This window comes from Hoylesella buccalis ATCC 35310 (assembly GCF_000177075.1).
GTDB lineage: Bacteria > Bacteroidota > Bacteroidia > Bacteroidales > Bacteroidaceae > Prevotella > Prevotella buccalis.
Genome location: NZ_ADEG01000062.1, coordinates 31,826 through 56,096, shown reverse-complemented (window position 1 = coordinate 56,096; position 24,271 = coordinate 31,826). Strand labels below are relative to the sequence as shown.

At 46.3% G+C, this 24,271-nt stretch carries 15 protein-coding genes and 1 tRNA gene; 5 read left to right on the top strand and 11 right to left on the bottom strand.

Annotation, left to right across the window (positions count from 1 at the left end):
• The first annotated feature begins 20 nt into the window (after positions 1-20).
• Positions 21-749 (top strand): sugar phosphate nucleotidyltransferase, encoded by a 729-nt coding sequence (locus HMPREF0650_RS07060; protein WP_040562792.1) that lies wholly within the window; start codon positions 21-23, stop codon positions 747-749.
• Positions 750-781: 32 nt separating this feature from the next.
• Here the strand turns inward: HMPREF0650_RS07060 and ispE are convergent, their stop codons facing one another.
• Together ispE and HMPREF0650_RS07050 are read right to left on the bottom strand one after the other, a co-directional pair.
• Positions 782-1,621 carry a 4-(cytidine 5'-diphospho)-2-C-methyl-D-erythritol kinase gene (ispE, locus tag HMPREF0650_RS07055; RefSeq protein ID WP_004349541.1) on the bottom strand — a complete coding sequence of 280 codons (840 nt, stop codon included), beginning with the start codon at positions 1,619-1,621 and terminating at the stop codon, positions 782-784.
• A gap of 78 nt (positions 1,622-1,699) precedes the next feature.
• A complete protein-coding gene (locus HMPREF0650_RS07050) occupies positions 1,700-3,991 on the bottom strand; it encodes an NADP-dependent malic enzyme (RefSeq protein ID WP_004349540.1) in 2,292 nt (763 codons plus the stop codon).
• A gap of 180 nt (positions 3,992-4,171) precedes the next feature.
• Here HMPREF0650_RS07050 and HMPREF0650_RS07045 point away from each other — a divergent pair, with 180 nt between their 5' ends.
• Both HMPREF0650_RS07045 and HMPREF0650_RS07040 read left to right on the top strand, forming a co-directional pair.
• Entirely contained in the window at positions 4,172-4,792 is a 621-nt protein-coding gene (locus tag HMPREF0650_RS07045; protein WP_040562791.1) for a TetR/AcrR family transcriptional regulator, read from the top strand.
• Positions 4,793-5,430: 638 nt separating this feature from the next.
• A tRNA-Arg gene (locus tag HMPREF0650_RS07040) sits at positions 5,431-5,505 on the top strand.
• Positions 5,506-5,777: 272 nt separating this feature from the next.
• On the opposite strand, the gene HMPREF0650_RS07035 is transcribed toward HMPREF0650_RS07040, so the two are convergent.
• The 6 genes from HMPREF0650_RS07035 to HMPREF0650_RS07015 form a co-directional block, all read right to left on the bottom strand.
• Positions 5,778-6,707: a glycosyltransferase family 2 protein gene (locus tag HMPREF0650_RS07035; protein WP_004349535.1), complete on the bottom strand. Its 930-nt coding sequence runs from the start codon at positions 6,705-6,707 to the stop codon at positions 5,778-5,780.
• Between the two features lie 52 nt (positions 6,708-6,759).
• A complete protein-coding gene (uvrA, locus tag HMPREF0650_RS07030; RefSeq protein WP_040562777.1) occupies positions 6,760-9,585 on the bottom strand; it encodes an excinuclease ABC subunit UvrA in 2,826 nt (941 codons plus the stop codon).
• Positions 9,586-9,587: 2 nt separating this feature from the next.
• Positions 9,588-11,285, bottom strand: coding sequence for a transcription termination factor Rho (rho, locus tag HMPREF0650_RS07025; RefSeq protein WP_004349532.1), 1,698 nt, complete (start codon positions 11,283-11,285; stop codon positions 9,588-9,590).
• Positions 11,282-11,584: a hypothetical protein gene (locus tag HMPREF0650_RS13745; protein WP_375342087.1), complete on the bottom strand. Its 303-nt coding sequence runs from the start codon at positions 11,582-11,584 to the stop codon at positions 11,282-11,284. Before HMPREF0650_RS13745 ends, rho begins: the two co-directional genes overlap by 4 nt.
• A gap of 425 nt (positions 11,585-12,009) precedes the next feature.
• Positions 12,010-15,690, bottom strand: coding sequence for a pyruvate:ferredoxin (flavodoxin) oxidoreductase (gene nifJ, locus HMPREF0650_RS07020; RefSeq protein ID WP_004349530.1), 3,681 nt, complete (start codon positions 15,688-15,690; stop codon positions 12,010-12,012).
• 123 nt (positions 15,691-15,813) lie between these two features.
• Positions 15,814-17,001 (bottom strand): ATP-binding protein, encoded by a 1,188-nt coding sequence (locus HMPREF0650_RS07015; RefSeq protein ID WP_004349528.1) that lies wholly within the window; start codon positions 16,999-17,001, stop codon positions 15,814-15,816.
• 135 nt (positions 17,002-17,136) lie between these two features.
• On the opposite strand from HMPREF0650_RS07015, the gene HMPREF0650_RS07010 reads away from it, so the two are divergent.
• A complete protein-coding gene (locus tag HMPREF0650_RS07010) occupies positions 17,137-18,246 on the top strand; it encodes a hypothetical protein (protein WP_004349526.1) in 1,110 nt (369 codons plus the stop codon).
• Positions 18,247-18,459: 213 nt separating this feature from the next.
• Here the strand turns inward: HMPREF0650_RS07010 and HMPREF0650_RS07005 are convergent, their stop codons facing one another.
• On the bottom strand, positions 18,460-18,819 hold the full coding sequence (locus HMPREF0650_RS07005) for a hypothetical protein (RefSeq protein ID WP_004349525.1): 360 nt from the start codon (positions 18,817-18,819) through the stop codon (positions 18,460-18,462).
• A gap of 40 nt (positions 18,820-18,859) precedes the next feature.
• Positions 18,860-19,756, bottom strand: coding sequence for a DMT family transporter (locus HMPREF0650_RS07000; RefSeq protein ID WP_004349524.1), 897 nt, complete (start codon positions 19,754-19,756; stop codon positions 18,860-18,862).
• Between the two features lie 134 nt (positions 19,757-19,890).
• On the opposite strand from HMPREF0650_RS07000, the gene HMPREF0650_RS06995 reads away from it, so the two are divergent.
• Positions 19,891-22,605: a 3'-5' exonuclease gene (locus tag HMPREF0650_RS06995; protein ID WP_004349522.1), complete on the top strand. Its 2,715-nt coding sequence runs from the start codon at positions 19,891-19,893 to the stop codon at positions 22,603-22,605.
• 127 nt (positions 22,606-22,732) lie between these two features.
• Here HMPREF0650_RS06995 and HMPREF0650_RS06990 read toward each other — a convergent pair whose 3' ends face one another.
• Positions 22,733-24,193 (bottom strand): aminoacyl-histidine dipeptidase, encoded by a 1,461-nt coding sequence (locus HMPREF0650_RS06990; RefSeq protein WP_004349520.1) that lies wholly within the window; start codon positions 24,191-24,193, stop codon positions 22,733-22,735.
• Between the last annotated feature and the right edge of the window lie 78 nt (positions 24,194-24,271).

Sequence of the window (24,271 nt, the reverse complement as noted above, 5' to 3'; positions counted from 1 at the left end):
TGATGAATGAAGATAAAGAAATGATGCAAGCGATGATTTTAGCAGCTGGATTGGGGACCAGACTCAAACCGCTGACTGACCATGTGCCAAAGGCTTTGGTGGAAGTTGGTGGAGAACCTTTGCTCAAACAGGTAATATTCAAGTTAAAAGATGCTGGTTTTAATCGTATTATTGTCAATGTGCATCATTTCTCCGAGCAAATTATTCAATACTTAGAAGTAAATCATTATTTTGGTTTAGATATCCGTATCAGCGATGAAACCAACCAGTTGCTCGATACGGGAGGTGGTATTAAGGCTGCAAAGCGCTTGTTTGGGGACGCTAGAATATTGATTCATAACGTTGATATACTAAGCAACATCAACCTTCAACGCTTTTATTTCGCGCATACGGAGGCTGCGGCAACCTTGCTGGTAAGCGAACGTAACACCAATCGTTACCTGCTTTTTGATGACAACATGCGCTTGGTTGGTTGGACGAACGTGAAGACAGGGGAGGTTCGTTCGCCCTATCCAAACTTGAATGTGGCGCAGTATAAGAAACTTGCCTTTGCTGGTATTCACACCTTTTCACCACAGTTGTTTCCATGGATGGATGCTTTTCCTGACCGTTTTGGCGTGATTGATTTCTATTTAAGCGTGTGTAATCAGGTTCCCATCATTGGACATGTAGAGTCAAACCTCAAGTTGATGGATGTTGGCAAGCAAGAAACGCTGCATGAAGCTGAAGAGTTTATGCGTCAACTGTGAGGTTACGTTTCACCTTAGTTAACTCTCAAACCCTATAAGGGAAGTACGGTTGTAAAGCAATCGTCGAATAACTGACTGATTCCTTGTGGTTCTTTTTTGAAAATACCATAAATGGTACTGCCGCTTCCGCTCATGGCTGCATACACAGCCCCTTGCTGGTAGAGCTGCTCTTTGATGTGTTTCAGCTTCGGATACAACTTGAATACGGGTATTTCAAAGTCGTTCAATAGTTCGTTTTTCCACGTTTCAACGGGCTGAACGATGATGTCACGGCAGCATTTGGCAGGTTGTTTCACCTCAATTTTGGCATAAGCATCTTTGGTTGAAACGGCTATGTCGGGCTTAATCAGTGCGAGATAACACCCTTCAAGATTCCTTTTTGGTAGCTCTGTTGGCACGAGTTGGTCACCAATTCCCGTCGCAAACGAAGGTTTGGCGGTGATGAAGAAAGCGCAATCAGCACCCAGTTGGGCAGCATATTGCTCCATGTCAGCGGTGGTGAGATTGAGTTTGAACTGTTCATTGAGCAGTCTGATCATGAAAGCAGCATCACTCGATCCGCCTCCTAAGCCCGCTTGTGAGGGGATTTTCTTGTATAGATGAGCGTGAATACGCGGTAGTGGGAAGTCTTTGGCCAGCAAATGGTAAGCCTGGATGACGAGATTGTTGTCTTCTTGAACATCGAGTGCCATCCCTGTTATCTTCAAATCGCACGGATTATCGGACGGAAACTGTTCGTCCATGCGTGTTATTTCAAGCGTGTCGTGCAACGGAATGGGGAAGAACACGGTTTCTATGTTGTGGTAACCATCTGGCCGAACGCCTACTACGTTAAGGCCTAAATTGATTTTGGCACATGGAAATGTAATCATGTAGCAATGGGTTGATAGACAAAATGCAAATGCCAACAAACAGCATAAACTGCGTTGTTGGCACTTTCTACATTAAATTTATTTTTTTGAATTCTTGATTTTCTCCACGTAAGCATCGATGGCAGCTACGGCTGTGATGTTTACAATGTCGCGCACAGAACATTCGAAGTCAGTAAAATGGATTGGTTTTTTCAATCCCATTTGTATCGGACCGATGATTTCTGCATCCGAATTGAGGGCTTGCAGCAATTTATAACTGCCGTTGGCACTGCTCATGTTTGAGAAAATCAGCGTGTTGACGTTCTTACCCTTCAAGCGAGTGAATGGATATTTGTCGTCCCGTAATTTTTTGTCCATGGCAAAATTAACCTGCATTTCGCCATCAACAGCCAAGTCTGGGAACTCTTGTTGCATTTTTTCTACGGCCGCATGAACCTTTTGTGGACTTCCAATCGTGTCTGTTCCAAAGTTGGAATAGCTAATCATCGCCATGACTGGCTTGTCATTGAAGAATCTTACAGCGTCAGCACTGAGGCGCGCAATGTCATACAGCACATTCTCGTCTGGGTGCCTGTTAATCAAGGTGTCAGAGATGTAGTAGATGCCTTTTTTGGTATCAAGGATGTGCATGGTAGCGAAAGTTTTGAATCCGGGACGAATGCCAATCACCTCTTTGGCCACCTTAATAGTGTTCGAGTATTTTGTGTAGAGTCCTGTGATGAAGCCATCTGCATCACCATTTTCAACCATCGACATGCCAAAATAGTTGCGCTCGTACATCTTGTCGTACGCTTCTTCGAAGGTATACCCTTGTCGTTCAAGCTTTTCTGACATGTGTTTAGCAAACTTCGCGCGCTTTCCTTGTTCCTTATCTGCGCGCATGTCTATGATTTTGATCCCCGTGAGGTCAAGTTTCAGTCTGTTAGCCAGTCGGTTAAGCCTGTCTGGATTTCCTAACAGAATGGGGAAGCAAATGCCTTCTTGCTTCGCCTGCACAGCCGCTTTCATCATGGTGGGGTGTCCACCTTCTGCAAACACAATGCGCTGCGGATGCCGAGCGGCCGTGGCATGCAGGGTTCTCGTAAACTTAGATTCCTGTCCGAGCAACTGCTTCAAATTCTCCTTGTACTTATCCCAGTCCTTGATAGGTGTCCTGGCCACACCACTCTCTACGGCTGCTTTGGCAACAGCCGCACTCACTGCTGTGATGAGGCGCGGGTCTATGGGCTTTGGAATGAAATACTTGGGACCAAAACTCAAGTCATTGATGTGGTAAACTTCATTGACCACATCCGGAATGGGTTGTTTGGCCAGGTCGGCTATGGCATGTACGGCGGCCATCTTCATTTCCTCATTGATGGCCTTGGCATGTACATCCAGCGCACCACGGAAGATGTATGGGAAGCCAATGACATTGTTAATTTGATTAGGATAATCGCTGCGACCGGTTGACATGATGACGTCTGGCCGACTGTCAAGGGCGTCTTCGTAGCTAATTTCAGGCACGGGATTGGCCAATGCGAACACGATAGGGTTGGAAGCCATCGAACGGATCATGTCTTTGGATAGAATATTGCCTCTTGATAAACCCACGAATACGTCGGCATCCTTAAGGGCTTCCTCCAACGTGTGTACGTCCTTGCGGTTGGTAGCGAATATTGCTTTTTCTGGGTTCAGGTCGGTACGGTCTGTTGTAATCACTCCGTGCGAATCCAGCATCAGGATATTTTCTTTCTTCACCCCCAAAGCCACGTACAATTTGGTACAGCTGATGGCAGCAGCTCCTGCGCCATTGATAACCAATTTGGCTTTCTTAATGTCCTTACCGGCAACCTCTAAAGCGTTCTTCAGACCTGCGGCTGATATGATGGCCGTGCCATGTTGGTCATCGTGCATTACGGGGATGTCGAGATTTTTCTTCAACCTTTCCTCGATATAGAAACATTCAGGCGCTTTGATGTCTTCCAGATTGATGCCGCCAAACGACGGTGCAATCCTTTCAACGGTCTCACAAAATTTCACGGGATCTTTCTCGTTTACCTCGATGTCGAACACATCGATGCCGCCATATATCTTGAATAGCAAGCCTTTGCCTTCCATCACGGGCTTACCACTCATGGCACCAATGTCCCCCAAGCCCAGCACTGCCGTGCCGTTGGAGATGACAGCAACTAAGTTGCCCTTGTTGGTATATTTGTAAGCGTCATTTTCATTGTTCTGAATCTCAAGACACGGGTAGGCCACGCCTGGTGAATAGGCCAGACTGAGGTCGGTTTGTGTCCTGTAAGGCTTGGTCGGTTTCACTTCGATTTTGCCGGGACGTTCCCCCTCATGGTAAGCAAGAGCTGCTTCTTTGGTGATTTTTAACATTGGATTATAGTACTAAATGGAGGGTAAAAAGGGCATGAATTTAATAAAAATCTACCCAGCTATCTCTCCCAATGATTAAACGTTTTATTAGTTGATAACGGAACAAAGTTAAGAAAAAACCATTAAAGAATAACAAGTTTTTATGCTTTTTTGTATCTTTGCGCTGTTATGGTAAAAGGAATGAATAGAGTGATCGGTCAAACGCCTTATCGACAAGAGTTGCGTGAGCGTATCTTGAAAGCAGCCATGAACGAATTTTTCGAGAAGGGCATCAAGGCGGTCAAGATGGATGACATCGCCCGGAGATTATCCATATCCAAGCGCACGGTGTACGAGATATACAGCAACAAGGAGGAACTGCTGCTGGAAGGCATGAAAGCTGCCGAGCAAGAATTTGATGAGCACATGAAGGATTTCAGTGAGCAGGACAACCATCATGTCATGGATATATTGATTGAATTCTACAATTACCAGGCCCATCGTTTGTCAGAGATTTCTCCGCTATATTTTGATGAAGTGCAAAAATACAAACGTGTTCAAACTTATCTTGAGAACAAGCATAAGAAACGGGATGAAGATGCGTATAACTTTATTGATAGAGGCGTAAAAGAGGGCTTCTTTAGGCCAGACACTAATTATCACATCGTTGTGGAAGTGGCGCGTGAAGCTGTTCGTTTTGCAATGACCAGTCAGCTGTATAAGGAACATGGCCTACAGATAGTCTTTCGTAACATCATTTTATTATTCATCCGTGGAATATGCACGCTCAACGGATTAAAGATGCTTGAACGCATTGAATGACGAGTAGGAGAGGCCGTTGTCATTTCTCAATAAGGCATTTCTCATGCTTGTTATAATGTCATTGAACCCTTTGGTAAGCAGGTGGTTGATGATAAATTTATCTTGACAACAGCCCGCTTATATTTCGCTTATTGATGAATCAACCTTTCATTGCTTCGAAATACAGCCTAAATGAGAGAGATTTGTAGTTGGTTGATAATGAATGATTTGCATTTGTTGGTAACCATCTTTGCTCCTTCTGAAGTTCATCTCGGCCGCAAAAGCAATGCTCTATGCCTCCAATCTCCATGCTTTTAGCACTTTAGAGCATGATGGTTGTCCGCCAATATGGTGCTAAAAAATGCTGTTTTTGCATCGTTTATGCCGAAAATTCGTTTTTTCTAACCATGCAATTCAATTTTTGCATACCATCGGCCTATTAATTTTTTCTAGATTAGATATTTTTCATAATCGTTTTATTGTCATTTTATAGGACAAAAATAACGAACGAACTTTTTGAGTAGCAGCAGATTGTGAGTAGTGTGAGGTTCGCCAACAAATGACTAACCGTGTTTGTTAAAAAATGCTAACTTCTACTGAAACAAGCCGTTTCATCGCCTTACTCTCAATCAAAATGATTACTTTTGCAGTCGATTATCGGTTCCGTAGCTCAGTTGGATTAGAGCAACAGCCTTCTAAGCTGTGGGTCTTGGGTTCGAACCCCAACGGAATCACTTGAGAACAACAAAAAACAACGAAAACCAAATTCATAACTAATTGGTATTCAATGTTTTATCTGCTATTAGGATAGCGTAATATCACTTTACAAAAAAGGAGCAAAAAGGCACAAAAAGGAACATTTTGGTACATAATCCGTACCAAATTCGTACCACTGCTCGTACCATTTTGCTGTTTTGAGGTTGTAAAATTAATGATAAAGTGATATGAAAACAATACCTTTAAATTATCTATAGAGTTCAGCACCTGAATGAACGTCCAGCAAAATTTAATCTTTTATTTTTTTCTTGTTACGATGCTTACCGTGTGCAATGGTTGCGTAAAGCCCTAATTTGTAACATTTGTAGATGAAGAGAGAGGGATGGGTACCAAGTAGATTGGTTTTCATCTTTGTTTGTGCGGCATGAAAGAACCACCGAACGAGTGGGGCCAGGCCCAAAAGACGAAGTTTGTGATAAGCATCCAAAACTTTCGAATAGCCTTTCAGTTCTTCGTGGTATAAGTTGAGCGTGTACATGGCTTCCTCTGTTTTTGCCAGGAAGCTGACGTTTGATTCAAACTGTTGAAAACCAACAGGATTGTCAATGTGGTAAATGTTGATGCCGGCTGCCTCTAAAGACCTGCCAAACAGCACGTCTTCATAGCCATAGGTTTGTATTCGGTCATCAAAAGGAAGAGCCTCCATCACCGACTTGGCCACCATGAAGTTGGAAGTGTTAAACTGTTGATAAGGTGACTTGTTGCGCTCTGCTGCCGAATGTGAATCCTCAGCCGCAGTCTCATAACGATATTTCAACGTTCCGTCGGCAGGTTTCATCGGGCGTTGCACGCAGTTGCCTCCATAGATGACCATTGCCTGTCGATTTGCTTGAAGATATTGCAGAATGAAATCGTCTCTCGTGATTTTCATGTCACTATCCAAGAACAGCAGCCAGTGATGGCGCGCCATGACAGTAAGTATGTTTCGAATTTTAGCACGTCCTACATTGATGTTCCTACTGATGAATCTACAGTTGTCCAACGCATTGATTTCAGTAGCTTGCAGTTTCGTTTCTGGGCGTGTGGAACCATCATCTACCACGATGATTTCATAGTGTAGTTTGGGTATGTTCGCTGCTTGACAAGCCAGTGCTTTGACCAAATCTACACAACAATCGTTGTAGGTAGGGATTAGGATGGATAGCTCGCTGCGATTCATGGTTGTCTGAAATAATGGGAGTGATATCGTTTGATATGAGTTCAGTTGGTTGTTACAACTGCTCAGCTTTAAGGTACTGCCCCGTAAGACTTGTCTTACAGTTGGCTATCTCTTCAGGTGTGCCTGCGACAACCAATGAGCCGCCCTTGTCACCCCCGTCCGGACCGAGGTCGATGACATAATCGGCATAGTTGATGACATCCAGATTATGTTCGATGACGATGATGGAGTGTCCTCGTTCTATCAATGCATCGAATGCCGACAGCAGACGCTTGATGTCCAGATAATGTAGTCCGGTGGTTGGTTCGTCAAAGATAAATAAGGTAGGCTCTTGCTTCTCGCGCCCAATGAAGTAAGCCAGTTTTACGCGTTGGTTTTCACCACCCGAAAGCGTAGACGAGCTTTGTCCCAACTTGATGTATCCCAATCCCACGTCATCCAGCGGTTGTAGTCGGCTGACAACCGTTTTCTCATTCAAGCGATTGAAGAACTCAAGTGCCTCTGTAACCGTCATGTTCAGCACGTCATTGATGTTTTTTCCATCTACTCGCACATCCAGTATGTCCTTTTTGAATCGTTGACCATGGCACGCTTCGCATTCCAATTCGAGGTCGGCCATAAACTGCATCTCAACGGTGATGGTTCCTGCGCCCTTACATTCTTCGCATCTGCCGCCTTCGGTGTTGAAGGAGAAGTATTGTGGTGAGAAGCCCATTTGCTTGGCAAGCGGTTGTTCGGCAAACAATTGTCTGATGGCATCGTAGGCCTTGACGTAAGTTGCCGCATTGCTGCGCGTGCTCTTGCCTATAGGATTTTGGTCGACAAATTCTACATGCTCGATGTGTTTCCAGTCGCCTTCCAGCGAAATATATTCGCCGGGCTGATCGGCTACCTCATTCAAATGTCGCTTTAAGGCGGGGTAGAGGATGCCCTTCACCAAGGTTGACTTACCCGATCCACTAACGCCAGTCACCACATCCAGCACGTTCAGCGGAAACTTTACATCAATTCCCTTCAAGTTGTTTTGTCTGGCACCTTTCAGTTCGATGGCCATGTTCCATGACCTTCGAGAACTGGGTTTGTCGATTGTTTCTTTTCCTGTGAGGTATTGAATGGTGTGAGAGCGAGAGAATTGTTTGGCAAATTGTTCCTTATTGCGGTCAATATCTTTGATGGATCCATTGAAAACAATTTCTCCACCCAGTCTACCCGCATTGGGACCTACGTCTATCAGGGTGTCTGCGGCTTGCATAATTTCCTTGTCATGCTCCACAACAATAACGGTATTGCCCAATGCTTGTAGCTTTTTTAGCACACTAATCAATCGTTTGGTATCGCGACTATGCAGGCCAATGCTGGGTTCGTCCAGGATATAAAGCGAGCCCACCAAGGAACTTCCCAGTGAAGTAGTGAGGTTGATGCGCTGACTCTCGCCGCCACTCAATGTGTTGGATTGGCGGTTGAGCGTGAGATAGCCCAGTCCCACGTCAATGAGAAACTGCAATCGGTTGTTGATTTCGGTGAGCAATCGTTTGCCAATCTCTGCGTCATGGTCGTCTAAGGCAAGTTGTTTGAACCATGCATGGAGGTTGGAGATGGACATTTCTACCAGGTCAGTGATGCTCATGCCGTTGATTTTCACCCAACTGGCCTCTCTTTTCAGGCGTGTACCATGACAGGTTGGACAAGTGGTTCTGCCCCGATAGCGACTCATCATCACACGGTATTGAATCTTGTATTGATTCTCTTTCACCATTTGGAAAAAGGCATCAATGCTCACTCGGTCACGCTCGTCTTCGTGCATGTCGGATGGTAAGCCATGCCACAGCATGTCTTTCTCTTTTCTTGTCAACTCCAGGTAGGGCTTGAATATCGGGAAGTCGTCTCGTTTCGCTCGTCGACAGAACTCATCTTTCCATTGGCCCATCTTTTCGCCGTGCCAACATTGTACACAACCATCGTAGACGCTGAGGGTAGAGTTGGGAATGACCAGTTTTTCATCAATACCTATGATGCTGCCAAACCCTTCGCAAGTGGGGCATGCTCCCAAAGGAGAATTGAATGAAAACATGTTGTCATTGGGTTCCTCGAAGGTCATTCCATCGGCTTCATAACGCATGGAAAACTCATAAGTTATGTTGGATGGGAAGAACACCAGTCGGCATTCGCCACGTCCTTCGTAGAAGGCAGTTTCGGCTGAGTCTATCAATCGGGAGATGACATCCTTGGCATCGTCAACAGACAGGCGGTCAATCAACAGGAAAATCTCATCAACCTTTGCTTTTCCCAATGCTTCTTTGTCCGCCAGAAAGTCGTCTATCCGCACGAAATCATTCTTGAACCAAAGACGAGTGTAGCCCTCCTGGATTTCCATTTCAAGTTGTTTTTCCAGCGTTCTGCCTTCAATCAGGTGCAATGGAGCCAGGATGGCAAACTTGATTCCCTTAGAGTATTGTTGCGTACAGTTGACGATGTCGTCAGTTGAATGCTTCTTTACCTCTTCGCCACTGGTGGGGGAGTATGTCTTGCCAATGCGCGCAAAAAGCAAACGTAGATATTCGTATATTTCGGTAGACGTGCCTACTGTGCTTCGAGGATTGCGAGAAATCACTTTCTGTTCAATGGCTATGGCAGGTGGTAGTCCCTTGATGAAGTCACATTCGGGTTTGCTCATGCGCCCCAAGAATTGTCTTGCATAGGAGGAAAGTGATTCTACATAGCGACGTTGGCCTTCGGCATATAATGTGTCGAAGGCCAAGGATGATTTGCCGGAACCCGATAGTCCGGCTATAACAATAAATTGATTTCGGGGAATATTGATGCTGATGTTCTTCAGATTGTTGACACGGGCACCTTTTATTTCGATATATTCGTTCATTATCATGAGTTCATTGACATCAAGAACTCGTCATTGCTGTGGGTTCTTATCATTCTGTCATGAATTGAGTTCATTGCTTCAATTGGGTTCATGTCGGCAATATACTTGCGTAGAATCCACATTCTATCCAGTGTGGTCTTGTCTTGCAGCAAGTCGTCACGACGAGTGCTCGATGCAACCAGGTTGACAGCTGGGAAGATGCGCTTGTTAGAAAGTGACCGGTCTAATTGAAGTTCCATGTTACCGGTACCCTTAAACTCTTCGAAGATTACCTCATCCATCTTACTACCCGTATCAATCAGTGCTGTAGCGATGATAGTCAGTGATCCACCGCCTTCAATGTTGCGGGCCGCACCAAAGAATCGTTTCGGCTTTTGTAATGCATTTGCATCCACACCACCGGTCAATACCTTGCCTGAAGCAGGGCTCACGGTATTATAGGCGCGGGCCAAACGGGTAATAGAGTCGAGGAATATCACCACATCATGCCCACATTCAACCATTCGTTTGGCTTTCTCAAGCACGATTCCTGCAATCTTAACATGTCGCTCTGCCGGTTCATCGAACGTGGATGCGATAACTTCTGCATTCACGGTTCGCGCCATGTCGGTCACTTCCTCAGGTCGTTCGTCGATTAAAAGCATCATCAAATACGCCTCGGGGTGGTTGGCAGCGATGGCATTGGCAATATCTTTCATCAAGATGGTCTTACCGGTTTTGGGTTGAGCGACTATCAAGGCACGCTGACCTTTACCGATAGGAGAGAAGAGGTCGACCACTCTTGTTGACAAATTGGTAGTTGCTTTATCGCCACAGAGTGTGAATTTCTCTTCTGGGAAGAGTGGAGTGAGATGTTCAAATTGTATTCTGTCACGAATCTCATTTGGGTTTCTTCCGTTGATTTTGTCGATGTTGGTCAATGGAAAGTACTTCTCTCCGTCATGCGGAGGGCGAACATGACATTGCACCACATCACCCGTCTTCAAGCCATACTTCTTGATTTGTGAGCTGGCCACGTACACATCGTCAGGCGAAGACAGATAATTGTAATCGCTGGAACGCAGAAATCCATAGCCATCTGGCATGATTTCCAGGACACCATTTGCTTCAATAATGTCTGAGAAGTCGTATGCTGGTTGGTTGGAAGCGTTCGTGTTAACAGGCGTTTGGTATGAAGCCGAAGGCATGACGGGTGTGGTTGGATTGTCAAACATGTCATAACTCGGCACCGCACCTTGATCTACGATGGGTAAGTCTTGCACAACGATAAAGTCTGTACCATCGGCAGGATCTCCTTCCCAAATGCCTTCTGCAATGGCCTCGCGACGTTCTTGCTCGTTTTCATTGTGCGCATTCACTTTCGCTTGTAAGCGTTCCAGTAAGTTACTCATACCAGAGTCTTTATGAGATGTGCCTTCTGCATCTGCCTCTGAAGCCTCTTCTTCCGCGTTCTCAGAATCTTTTTCATACACCTCATCATGTGCTTCATTTGAGCGTGATGCTTCGGTATCGTCGTTATCTTCTGCCTCTATTTCTTGCTCTTCTGTATCTTCTTGGTTCTCTTCCTTCTTGGCATCAATCATTGCAAGAAGTTCAAGCTCGCGTTTTGTCTTTCTCCCTCTATGCTTAGGAATGGCTGCAAGTTCTTCTTCCGGTGTCAGTTCCTGCTCTTCTTGTGTCGAAGTATCATCTTTGCTCATGTCATCCTCTTTGAATAAAGAAGTTGGCTCGCTTGCTGGTTTTTCTTTTTCAGGTCGAAGTTCTCACCCTCTTTCCCATTCACCGAGTACACTCTGTCAGTTTCACGTACTGGTATGCGAATACGACGCCGCTTGGTACCTGTGGCGTTTTCATCTGTTTCTGACGTAGCTTGTTTATCGAGTATTGAATATATGATTTCTTCTGGCGTATTGTTTTCGTCAATTTCGGCACCCAGTTTTTGAGCGATATCCGACAATTCCTGGATATCTTTAGATGATAATTCGTCTTTGCTATACATTGTTGTATAATAAGTGTTGATAGAAATTTCTGCGTTTCAGAAGAGAAACGACTTTGTATGTTTTTATTTGTTTGCAAAGATACAAAAAAAGAATGCAGCATAAGGTCACCCAACAATACTTTTTACTGCCTTTAAATTTTGTTAACAGATAGGGTGGAGGTTAGACTTCTATTAACTGGTTCATCAGCAGAAGGAGCTTTAAATCTACAAAGAAGTCTTATTCGTTAAATAGGTTTTAGTGCTGTATGCGATGTATTACGCCCCAAGTTTAGCTGCAAGGGATAGAATACACTCCTATATTCATATTCTTAGAAAGCCAGAAAATAATTCAATCACCCTCAATCCATCGTAAAATAAGAAAAAAAGAGGGGTATCATGTTGCTGATACTCCCTCTTTTCTAAATATTATGAGCTATGTTTCTTGCTTAAGATTTTGCATCAACATGCTCGGCCTTTGAATCCTCCTTCGGCTCACTTGCTACCACTTTTTCTGTAGCTTCGGCTGTATTAGGATCCTCATTGGCGGTTTTGTCTACTTCTCCATTTGACATACTCCAGTCCTCTTGCGATTTGCGAACATAGCTGTTATAGCGCAGTTTCGCCATATCCTCTGCAGCTTGGAACAGTTCATCGGCTTCATGAGGATATGCTTTCTTCACAGACAGGTAGCGAACTTCACCCAATAAGAAATCGCGGAACTTGCTCCAGTCTGGTTCTTTAGAGTCGAGCATGAATGGATTCTTGCCTTCATCGGCCAGCTGAGGATTGTATCTCCACAAGTGCCAGTAACCGCAAGCAACGGCACGAGCTTCCTCTGCCTGGCTCTTACCCATGCCACCCTTGGCTTTCAAGCCGTGGTTGATACAGGGTGAATAGGCGATGATGAGCGATGGTCCGGGATAAGCCTCAGCTTCACGAATGGCTTTCAGCGTTTGAGCCTGGTCGGCACCCATTGCTATCTGTGCAACATACACATACCCATAGGTCGTAGCCATCAAGCCTAAGTCCTTTTTGCGGATGCGCTTTCCTTGGGCTGCGAATTGAGCAATGGCCCCAAGTGGTGTTGCCTTTGAACTCTGTCCACCCGTATTCGAGTAAACTTCCGTATCGAGAACTAAGATATTAACATCTTCACCTGATGCGATAACGTGGTCGAGTCCACCGAAACCGATGTCATACGATGCACCGTCACCACCAATAATCCACTGTGAACGTTTGATGAGGTAGTGCTCCAGCGTCATCAGTTCTTTGCAAGTGTCACAACCTTTCTCTGCACCTGCCTTGATAAGAGGCTTGAGTTGTTCTGTGGCTTCCTTAGAGCCTTGAGCGTCTTCTTTCGCTTCCATCCACTTCTGAACGGCCTCTTTCAACTCGTTAGACGAATCTTCTTTTTCTACCAATTGGTTGAGAAGGACAGCAAGACGGTCACGCATCTTCTTGTTGCCCATTACCATACCCATACCAAATTCGCAGAAGTCTTCAAACAATGAGTTGGCAAAGGCCGGCCCCTTACCGTCTGCATTGGTCGTGTATGGTGTTGAAGGCAGTGATGCAGAGTAAATGGATGAACAACCTGTTGCGTTGGCAAGCATTTCACGATCGCCAAACAATTGTGAAACCAATTTTACATAAGGTGTTTCACCACATCCTGCACATGCACCCGAGAACTCAAACAAGGGTTGTGCAAATTGAGAATTCTTCACATTGCTCTGGATATCAACAAGATGTTGTTTGCTCTTTACATTCTTGGTGAGGTAGTTCCAGTTCTCAATCATCTTCTCATCGCGTGTAAATGGAACCATCTTCAATGCCTTACCTTGTTTGTTTCCAGGGCAGACATCGGCACAGTTACCACAACCTACACAGTCGAGTACACTTACCTGAATGCGGAAGTTCATGCCAGCCATCGGTCTTGGAACCTTCATAGCCAGGGTCTTGTCATTGAAGCCTTTCACCTCTTCCTCATCCAATACAAATGGACGAATGGCTGCGTGAGGACAAACGTAAGCACATTTGTTACACTGGATACAGTTTTCGGGTGTCCACTCTGGGTTGAATGCTTCAACACCTCGCTTCTCATAGGCAGACGAACCATTCAGCATGGTACCGTCAATCATATCGTATTTCACGAAATCGGATACTTTCAGCAAATCGCCATTCTGTGCATTGATAGGACGTACGATTTCCTTGATGTATGCGGGAACATCCTCTTCTGGTGCTTCTTCTTCATCTGCAAGGTCTGCCCATGCTGGGTCAACCGTCAATTGCTGATACTCCACACCGCGTTCTACAGCTGCGTAGTTCTTGTCAACGATGTCCTGTCCCTTGTTACCATAAGACTTCACGATGAATTTCTTCATCTGTTCAACGGCAAGGTCAACAGGAATCACCTCGGTGATACGGAAGAAGGCACTCTGTAGAATGGTGTTGGTACGGTTGCCCAAACCAATTTCTTGTGCAATCTTCGTTGCATTGATGTAATATACCGTAATGTTGTTTTGAGCAAAGTAGCGCTTCAGTCTGTTTGGAATGAAGTTGGCCAACTCTTCTCCCTCAAATACGGTGTTCAAAAGGAAGGTACCATTCTTGCGCAGACCGCGAATCACGTCATACATTCTCAAGTATGCCTGAACGTGGCAAGCCACAAAGTTAGGTGTGATTACTTTGTAGGTAGAGTGAATGGGCTGATCGCCAAAGCGAAGATGTGAGCAGGTGAAACCTCCTGACTTCTTCGAGTCGTACGAGAAGTAGGCCTGACAATATTTATCGGTATTATCACCGATAATCTTCACAGAGTTCTTGTTGGCACCTACAGTACCGTCAGCACCCAGTCCAAAGAACTTAGCTTCGAACGTTCCTTCGGCTCCCAGAGGAATGTCTTCAAGCAAAGGAAGTGAAGTAAAGGTCACGTCATCAACAATACCAACCGTAAAGTGGTTCTTCGGCTCGTTCATCTCCAGGTTGTCAAACACAGAGATGATGTGGCTTGGCGTGATGTCAGCTGAACCCAGTCCATAGCGTCCACCCACAATCAGTGGCTTGTTTTCTACGTCATAGAAAGCACTCTTCACGTCAAGGTACAGCGGTTCGCCTTCGGCACCTGGCTCTTTCGTGCGATCCAACACTGCAATACGCTTAACAGTCTTTGGCACTGCGGCCAACAGGTGTTTTACAGAGAATGGACGATAGAGGTGTACCGAAATCATTCCGACCTTCTTACCTTCCTTCAACTGATGGTCAATCACCTCACGAGCGGCTTCGGTAGCCGAACCCATCAAGATGATGATGTTCTCTGCATCCTCTGCTCCATAATAAGAGAAGATGTGGTATTCGCGACCTGTAAGCTCAGAGATTTGTTTCAGATAGCCTTCCACAACATCTGGCACATCCTCGTAATGCTTGTTGCATGCTTCGCGATGTGTGAAGAATGTCTCTGGGTTTTCAGCCGTACCGCGAGTTACTGGACGCTCTGGAGTGAGTGCGCGGTCGCGGAAACGTTTGATGTCGTCATAGTCAATCAATTTCTTGATTTCCTCTTCGTCAATCATTTCAATTTTTTGATACTCATGCGAAGTACGGAAACCATCGAAGAAATTGATGAAAGGAATGCTTGTCTTTAAGGTAGCCAAATGAGGTACAGTCGACAAATCCATCACCTCTTGAACGGATCCAGCGCAGAACATGGCGAAACCAGTTTGACGGCAAGCCATTACGTCAGAGTGGTCACCAAAGATACACAATGAGTGTGTGGCAATGGTACGCGCCGAAACGTTGATAACGCAAGGCAGCTGTTCGCCAGCTATCTTGTACATGTTTGGTATCATGAGCAGCAAACCCTGCGATGCTGTATAGGTTGTGGTCAATGCGCCTGATTGAAGAGAGCCATGCACGGCACCGGCTGCGCCTCCTTCCGACTGCATTTCTTGTACCGTAACCGTTTGACCAAATAGGTTCTTTCGTCCCTTGGCAGCCCATGTATCAACATGTTCGGCCATAGGAGAAGACGGTGTGATGGGGTAGATGGCAGCTACCTCAGAAAACATGTAACTGATATGAGCTGCGGCTTCGTTACCATCACAAGTGATAAACTTTTTTTCTTTTGCCATTTTGTTATAAATAAAATATGAATAAATGTTTCGTATGAATCTTTTAATTCTTTACTATCATTCTTGTTCTTTTGTTGCTGTATTTATTTGTTCGCTTGTCTTGATTCGCCCCTCTGTCGCTTGTCAATATAGAAAACCAAACAGCCATAGGGGGATGCGGTTGTCTTGCCCCACCTCAGTGTTGTATCGGGCGTAGACGGTATCACTGCTATAATGTATTTTATGTTCGCTCTTTGCATCGCAAATTCTGAACTTCTGTTTGCCGTCAACCAGGTAGAAACGGTCTTTGCCAGCTTGGTTCACTGCGTGGTCTTTCCACATGCAGTTCACGAAGAAAGTCTCCATCAAATCCTGTGTATCTGCCTTGTTCGGATAGATCACATATTGCAAATTGGTGTTGTGCATCATCACTTTGCTGGGTTTCTTCGGGAAATCTTGACCCATGGGATAGATGATGTTAATCAATCGGGCATCGGCCAGGTATTTGATGTAATTCATCACCGTAGCGCGGCTGGTATGTATCTCGTGCGCCAGATTGCTGATGTTGGGCGCACACTGCCCTTCGGTGGCCAACAGGTAGAACAGCTTCTTGATTTTTGTGAGGTATTTCAGTTCGATTTGCTTGATGAGCAGAATGTCTACCTCCGTCATCATGTTCATGGTCTTCAGCAGATTCTCCGAGAAATTGCGATTCTCCAGAAAGAACGGGTAGAAGCCATGGTGGATGTAGTCCATGAAGTATTTCGCCGGACTGGCCTTTGGCAGGATTTGCTTGATGATGTGTTCGTGATTCGTTAGTATCTCGTCAAGCGTGTAAGGCGTAAACTGGTTGTTGGTCTTGAGGTTGAGAAACTCGCGAAACGAGAACCCGCGCAGGTTGTAACTTTTTACAATACCGTTCAGTTCGGGATTCTCTTCCTTGAGCCTCATCACGCTCGAGCCGGTGAAAATCACCTTCAATTCCGGAAAACGGTCGTGGCATCGCCTTAGCTCCTCACTCCAGTTTGGCTGCTTAAACACCTGGTCAATGAGCAGCACCTTACCGCCCTGCTCAACAAATTGCTTCGCAAAATCATCTATTCCGCAGCCTTGGAAGTAGAAGTTGTTCATGTTGATGTACAGGCAGCGGCGATCAGTACTCTCAAAATTTTCTTGTGCGTATTGCAACAAGAATGTGGTCTTTCCCACACCTCTTGTTCCCTTGATGCCAATCAAGCGGTCGTTCCAGTCAATCTCATCCATGAGGGTGCGACGAACTGGCGCTTTGGTGTGCTCTACAAGGTTCTTATGAGTGCGGAAGAAAGATTCCATTTCTAAATCCTTTTAAATTGCATAATCGTCACTGCAAAGATACTATTAATTTCTATAATTGCAAACTCTATATTGCAAAATATCATCTTTTTTTATTATTTTTGTACCCAGTTAAAAGAATGAGGCTTTCTGACAATGAAATTACATATCTTCAATCCAGATCACGATGTAGCATTGGCGTCCAACATGGATGCTTTCACGGCTCCGCATGCTGCACGCGAATTGCGTGCCGACCTGGGCTATCTGCCGGCTCTGTGGGCTGACGATGGTGACATGGTGCTGGTAGATGACGTGTCGGCTGCACTCGAATCGGCACGCCGTCTTGGCGGTTTGGTGCATGATGTGTTGTTTATTTCGCATGCCGATTTGTGCCGTGTTCCCATCGATTTCTCCACGGTGAAGGTCGAACCTTGGGGGTGGAACAGGGCCTTGTGTCACTATTTAGTGTCGTCCAACGCGACGTTTAGACAAACAGTGCCCACGGCCAAGCAATTAGATGTTATGCGCAAACTGAGCAGTCGCACGTTCGCTGCAACCCATTTGCTACCTGTTCTTGCAGCATCACACGAGCGTTTCGTAGGAACCAGCACTTTTTTCTCGGGCGATGCCGCTCAGTTGGCCGACCGGCTCATGGTAGATGGCGAGCGATTTGTATTGAAGGCACCTTGGAGCAGTAGCGGCAGGGGGTTGAGATATGTAGATCATGATTTCAGTGGCCATGTTGAAGGTTGGTGCCGAAACCTCATCAAGAAGCAGGGTGGCATCATGATAGAACCGCAATATAATAAGGTCTGTGATTTTGGAATGGAATTCATGGCTATGGACAACGGCCGTGTGGCATACCTTGGTCTGTCACTGTTCTCGACAGTTCATGGCGCTTATACGGGTAACGTCATCGCTTCGGAGGCGGTGAAGCGCGACATGATGGCGCGGTATGTACCCCTCGAATTGCTCGATTTCATTCAGGCGCATGTCATCTCGCTGGTGGGTTCGCTCTTCAAAGGCAAATATGTGGGGCCGTTTGGCATCGACATGATGGTGGTGAGGATGGAGGATCGGGAGGAGTTGTGCATCCATCCTTGTGTCGAACTCAATCTCCGCCGTACCATGGGGCATGTGGCCTTGGCGTTGACCGAACCGCAGTCTACCGCCCCCAAACAACTCATGCATGTGGAGTACACCGATAAGTATCGCTTGAAAGTGTCGTTGGCCGGTGATGATTTGCTGATACCGTACGTTTTATAAACCAATTGATACAAAGCTCGTTATTTACTTCTGTTGAAGTAAAGCATGTCCTCATTTCTCTTCTTTTTTCCCTTGTGAAACTAAAAGCATTGACTTTGAAGGTTAATGTCTATGACTTTGGGGTCCAAAGTGTATGACATTGGTGCCCAAAGTCAACGCCCTTGGTTGGCGGCCTTTGTGGGGTGCCATCCATGGAGGCTATGACCTTCGTTTTTAATTCGATTTTTTGGGGGATTTCGTGCGAGATTTACTCGGGTTTTTCAGATAGCGCGTCCAAGCGTATGGCCGTCGGTTGAGCAAATAGTTGGGGTCGTCCATGTGCCTGTACGCCTCGCGCTCGAACGAAATGTTGAGGTAGGCGCGCCCGCTCATTGGCAGGCGAATGAGCCACTCGATGACGTAGAAGAGATAGAAGAATACAAATCCCAGTTCAATCATCTGCCGGGTATGGATGCGCTCATGCTGAATAAGGTCGGCCGTGATGGTCGTTCCTTTGCGGCAAAACAACATTCCCAGAATGTTGATGGCATCATAATTTTTGAAGGGTATCAGTCGGTTGTGAACGATGAGCATGGGTGTGATGTGAACGATTTTTGTGTGGTTCCGTGTTTTATTATTCCACGTTTTTTCTGGTGATGATGTAGGCACTCAGCAAAACGAGAATGCCGGCCACCGGTTTGTCCCAGGTCAGCACGTCCTGTCCGATGTAGATGGCTACCAACGAAGCAACCACAGGTTGCAGATTGGTGTAAATGCTTACGGTGGTAGCGGGCAGGTAGCGCATGGCGAACGGTATGGCAAAGTAGCCCATCACGGTAGCGAACAGCACGATGAAGGCCATTTCGGCTACGCCTGTCCAGGCCCATGCGGCAGAGAAAAGTTTCTGCTGACCCCATTCGGGGGCGGCGAAAGGCAGCACGGCGATGGTAGAAATGAGGAAAATCCACTTCATCTGGGTCACGGCCGAGTATTTCTGAGAAACGTTTCGAGTAATCAACAGATAGATGACCCAGGTGAGCAGACTCAGAATGGTGAGGAAGATGCCCAGCACGTCGTTGGTTCCTGAGCCGCTCTGCCAGCCCATGAAGACCATCAAGAGCGCGCCGGCAATACCGATGAGAACGCCTATCGTCTTCTTTCCATTGAGCGTCTCTTTCAAAAAAGCTGCCGCCATCAGCATGGTGGCAACGGGTGTCAGTGTGGCAATCAGTGAGAAGTAAACCGGCGTGGTGTATACCAAAGCCCAGGCGGTGAGCGTTTGTGAAACCACAAATCCAAGCAAACCACCCAACATGATGATGAACAGGTCTTTGCGCTCAACAGGCTCTTTGGGCATGAACAGACTAATCAACCAGAATATCACCGCAGCACCCAGGCATCGAGTGAACATGTATCCCATGGGCGACACCCATTCGTCGAGCAAGAGTTTGGTAACGGGTACACCTAAACCAAAGATTACGTTGGCCAGTATCACGGCACTGTGTGCCTGTATTTTGTTTTTATTTTTCATCATGTTTAATTGGGTTTGCGTTGCGAGTAGATGGTCATTCATCGTCTACAAATCAACTGCAAATATAGTATTTTTTTGGAGAATGCCGGGTAGCTCAAATAAAAATGATATATTTGTAGGATTAAACGATAACGATGCAGACCATGAACACGAATAAGATTCAGACAACTTTTACGCCCGACCGATTTCAACAGGCGGTGATACAGGCTGAGGGTGGGTACCATCTGGTGCTGGCTCCGCCGGGATGTGGCAAGACCCAAATTCTTACCGAGCGCATTCGTAGGGCACACGAACAAGGAATGCCATTCGATAAGATGCTGTGTTTGACGTTTACAAACCGCGCTGCCCGTGGCATGAAAGAACGTATTGAGGCGCATATCGCGGATGAAGGCGTGAACGAGGTGTATGTGGGAAACGTGCATCGGTTTTGTTCCAAATTCTTGTTCGATAACAGTTTGGTGCCTGCCGAGAGTTCGGTTATTGACGATGAAGATGCTTTCAGCATCCTGGCTCGCTATCGGGATGAGGATGAATATGCGGTGCAGGCGAATTATCGAGCGAAGAGTGAATATATAGAGGTTTTTCATTTTGCGGGATTCATCCATCAACTGGTGCATGAACATCCCAAAAAACTGCGTCTACACCCTGAATGTGTGACGGCAAGGGACGTGACGGCGTTGCGCACCCTGTGCCAAGTGCAACAAATGGAGATGACGCCTGAGACGATGCTCGATGTGTTCACGCATTCGGATGTGTATGAGGATCTCATCCAAACCGAGGCATACGACTTGGGAAGTCAGCGTGACATTGGCGCCTTACTGAAAAAAATGGAGCAGGCGCGGCATTACATGGCATACAAAAAAGAGAACAAGTTGCTGGATTTTGAGGACTTGTTGATGCTTACTTACGATGCGCTGCGGGCCGACGACAAGCATGAGCTGAAGCGGTATGACTGGATACAGGTTGATGAGGTGCAAGACCTCAACCCGTTGCAGCTGGCACTTGTCGACGGATTTACAAGTAGCGACTTCCACACCGTGATGTATCTGGGTGACGAGCAGCAGGCCATCTTTTCGTTCATGGGTGCCAAGATGAGCACGCTGGACGCCCTGAGGGAGCGTTGTGAGGGGCATGTTCACCGGCTATTTGTCAACCATCGTTCCCCACAATACTTGCTTGACGTGTTCAATGTTTATGCCGAACAGCAGCTGGGAATAGACAAAAACGTGCTGCCAACGACCAATTATCTTCCCCAACGCAAGGGAGATGAGTTGCAAGTGATGGATAGTGTGACCATTGACTCGGAATATCGTGACGTCGCCGATGTGGTATTTCGGTTGCAAGCGGCGGATGCGAAGGAGACAACGGCGGTCATCGTGAGTGCCAATGCCGATGCCGAAATGATGAGTAGGGCGTTGAACGATTTGTCATTATCGCATTTTAAGGTGTCAGGAGATGATTTGTTCGCCTCACAGGGCGTAAAGTTGCTGCTGGCTCACCTGAATGTTTTGGCCAACGAGCACAACTTCATCGGGTGGTCACGATTGTTCATGGGGCTGCATGTCTTTGAGAGCAATGCGGCAGCGCGTGGCTTTGTGCGGGGATTGTTGGACAGGGCGATGCTGCCAACCGACCTTCTGACGTACCCAGAGAGCAGTTATGTGCAGGAATTTGTAAAGTGTTATGAGCAGCAGGATATTGTGGTGTTCGACACAGAGACCACCGGACTGAACGTTTTTGAGGACGACATCGTGCAGATTGCAGCTGTCAGGATGCGGCAAGGGAAAGTGGTTCCCGGCTCGTCGTTTGTAGTTTTTATGGAAACCGACCGTGACATTCCGCAACAACTGGGAGAGATTGAAAATCCATTGATTGCTGAAATGCAGCGACATGTGCTGCATAGTCATGCTGAAGGATTGCAGATGTTCATGGATTATGTGGGCGACAGCATGCTGTTGGGACACAATGCCGACTACGATTATCATATTCTGGATTTCAATCTGCAACGCTATTTGCCCGCCATATCGTTGAAAGAGCAGTGTCCGCGCTATCTGGATTCGCTCAAACTCGTTCGGTTGTTGGAGCCAAACCTGCGTGAGTACAAACTCAAGCATTTGCTCTCGGTGTTGCATTTGGAAGGAGAAAACGCCCATTTGGCCGATGCCGACGTTGACGCAACGTGCAATGTGGTGCGCCATTGCTATGGAAAAGCCAAGCTCATGGTGCCTTCTCAGTTGGAATGGATACGCCATCCGCGGTTCAAGAAGCGGGCAGAGGTGTTGCGAAAAAACTATTCAGACATATACAATGCGGCCAAACAGCGGCTGTATCAGCGAGAAAAACCTGGCGATGAGCCTGTATTGGTGCGGGAAATGCAACGCTTCTATGCGTTTCTTTGTAGTGAAAAATTGTTGGAACCGCAAGATAAGTTGCATTATGTCACGCAGTTTCTCACGGATGATATCATTGACCAAGCAGTGGCACCATCGTTGGTGGAGCAGCTGTGGGCCTACGTTACGGAAATAAACACGCTGAAAGAGGCCGACTTGTGCAATAGTCAAACGCTGCAAGAGCGTATCTTCGTGACAACCGTTCACAAGGCGAAAGGACTGGAGTTTGACAATGTCATCATTTTTGATGCCGTTGACGGGCGCTATCCCAACTTCTACAATCAAAACAACGAACGGCTGTTGGCCGAAGACAAGCGTAAATTTTATGTAGCCATGACGCGGGCCAAGAAACGTCTTTATGTGGCTTGGTCGACCACAAGGATAGACTATTACAATCGTTCTCACCCGCGCGACATCACTCCCTTCATGACGCCAATTTTGAAATTCTTCGAAGAATGAGGGTAAAGGGGGTTGCAAGCTCAGTTTAATGTCTTTAACTTCTTGGTAAAGACTTGCGAAAAGAGCATGAAAAATGGATTCACGGTGTCGGTTGAAACCATGAATCCATTTTCGCTATTTGCTCGCACTATTTGCGCACAGGGATGTTCTTCAATATCTCAAGAAGGTGATCCCAAACCATTTGTACGGTAGGGATGTGCAAACGTTCATCGGGTGTATGAACGAAACGAAGTGTGGGTCCGAAGCTAACCATGTCGATATGGGGATAACGTTCGGAGAACAAACCGCACTCAAGACCAGCATGAATGCCCAATACTTCTGGCTCTTTGTTGAACAATTTCTTGTAAGCATCGACCGTCAGCTTCACTAATTTGCTGTCTGGGTTCATGTTCCAAGCCGGATAACCATCGGTTTGTTCAACCTTAGCGCCTGCCAATTGGTAAGCAGCCTTCACGGTGTTACACATGTTGTCTAAATTGCTCATCACGTTGCTGCGTTGCGACGACAAAATTTCAATCTTGCCATCCATGGTCTTCACCGCTGCCACGTTGCTTGATGTTTCAACCATATTGGCCAATAATTCATCTTGGCACATGGCAAAGATGCCATTGTCAACGGCTTGCAGAGCCAGTATCAGTTTGCTGCTTACATCCTTTGGAAGCACCTGTTGGGGCTCGGTACTTTCCATGTTGAACACCATGTCGGTATCTGTAACATGAAACTCTTGCATCACGTCATGCTGGAAAACATTCCAATCGGCACGCACTTGCTCTTTCGCATCATTGGGAACGGCGAACACAACCTTTCCATCACGCGGGATGGCGTTGTGCAATTTGCCACTATTAAAACTTGCTAAGCGCAAATCAAACTTCTCTTGTTCGTTGAAAAGAAATCTCGTTAAAACCTTGATGGCATTGGCACGCTTCTTATTGATGTCGTCACCAGAGTGGCCTCCCACCAAACCTTTCAGCGAGATTTGCATGAAGAAGTGGTCCTTTGGAGCCTCTTCTTCCTTGTAGTCGAAGGTGGCAATGGTGCTACGGCCACCCGCACAGCTTACATATATTTTGCCTTCGTCTTCAGAATCTAAGTTGATGAGATAATCACCCGTCATGAATCCAGCTTTCATTCCCAACGCACCCGTTAGCTGTGTCTCTTCGTCAACGGTGAAAACACATTCTATCGGGCCGTGTTCGATGTCGTCACTTTCGAGCACAGCCAACTCCATAGCCACACCGATGCCATCGTCTGCCCCGAGCGTTGTGCCCTTGGCAGTAAGCCATTCGCCATCAATGTAGGTCTGGATGGCATCCTTATCGAAATCGAACTCAACGTCCACAAGTTTGTCACACACCATGTCCATGTGGCTCTGGAGTATCACCGTAGCACGATCCTCGTAGCCTTTGGTGGCTGGTTTGCGGATAATCACGTTGCCTGTTTCATCTACTGACGTTTCCAGTTGATGACTCTTGCCAAACTCTTTGAGGTATTCTATCATCTTTTCCTCACGCTTGGAAGGGCGTGGTATCTCGTTAATTTTGGCGAACTGCTTGAAGACGCTAGCTGGTTGTAAGTCTTTCTTTTCCATACTATTTTTTCTTATTTTATTTTGTATATTGCTCTATTTGCACTACCTTTGCCAAATTGAAATGACAAAGTGACACTG

What these genes read in the sequence shown, in the direction of transcription:
- HMPREF0650_RS07060 (WP_040562792.1), top strand. Translation starts at nt 21, where the DNA reads ATGATGCAAGCGATGATTTTAGCAGCTGGATTGGGGACCAGACTCAAA.
- HMPREF0650_RS07050 (WP_004349540.1), bottom strand. Translation starts at nt 3,991, where the DNA reads ATGTTAAAAATCACCAAAGAAGCAGCTCTTGCTTACCATGAGGGGGAA.
- HMPREF0650_RS07005 (WP_004349525.1), bottom strand. Translation starts at nt 18,819, where the DNA reads ATGCTCATCGTTCACAACCGACTGATACCCTTCAAAAATTATGATGCC.
- uvrA (WP_040562777.1), bottom strand. Translation starts at nt 9,585, where the DNA reads ATGAACGAATATATCGAAATAAAAGGTGCCCGTGTCAACAATCTGAAG.
- HMPREF0650_RS07015 (WP_004349528.1), bottom strand. Translation starts at nt 17,001, where the DNA reads ATGGAATCTTTCTTCCGCACTCATAAGAACCTTGTAGAGCACACCAAA.
- nifJ (WP_004349530.1), bottom strand. Translation starts at nt 15,690, where the DNA reads ATGGCAAAAGAAAAAAAGTTTATCACTTGTGATGGTAACGAAGCCGCA.
- HMPREF0650_RS07035 (WP_004349535.1), bottom strand. Translation starts at nt 6,707, where the DNA reads ATGAATCGCAGCGAGCTATCCATCCTAATCCCTACCTACAACGATTGT.
- HMPREF0650_RS07010 (WP_004349526.1), top strand. Translation starts at nt 17,137, where the DNA reads ATGAAATTACATATCTTCAATCCAGATCACGATGTAGCATTGGCGTCC.
- HMPREF0650_RS06990 (WP_004349520.1), bottom strand. Translation starts at nt 24,193, where the DNA reads ATGGAAAAGAAAGACTTACAACCAGCTAGCGTCTTCAAGCAGTTCGCC.
- rho (WP_004349532.1), bottom strand. Translation starts at nt 11,285, where the DNA reads ATGAGCAAAGATGATACTTCGACACAAGAAGAGCAGGAACTGACACCG.
- HMPREF0650_RS06995 (WP_004349522.1), top strand. Translation starts at nt 19,891, where the DNA reads ATGCAGACCATGAACACGAATAAGATTCAGACAACTTTTACGCCCGAC.
- HMPREF0650_RS13745 (WP_375342087.1), bottom strand. Translation starts at nt 11,584, where the DNA reads ATGTATAGCAAAGACGAATTATCATCTAAAGATATCCAGGAATTGTCG.
- HMPREF0650_RS07045 (WP_040562791.1), top strand. Translation starts at nt 4,172, where the DNA reads ATGAATAGAGTGATCGGTCAAACGCCTTATCGACAAGAGTTGCGTGAG.
- HMPREF0650_RS07000 (WP_004349524.1), bottom strand. Translation starts at nt 19,756, where the DNA reads ATGAAAAATAAAAACAAAATACAGGCACACAGTGCCGTGATACTGGCC.
- ispE (WP_004349541.1), bottom strand. Translation starts at nt 1,621, where the DNA reads ATGATTACATTTCCATGTGCCAAAATCAATTTAGGCCTTAACGTAGTA.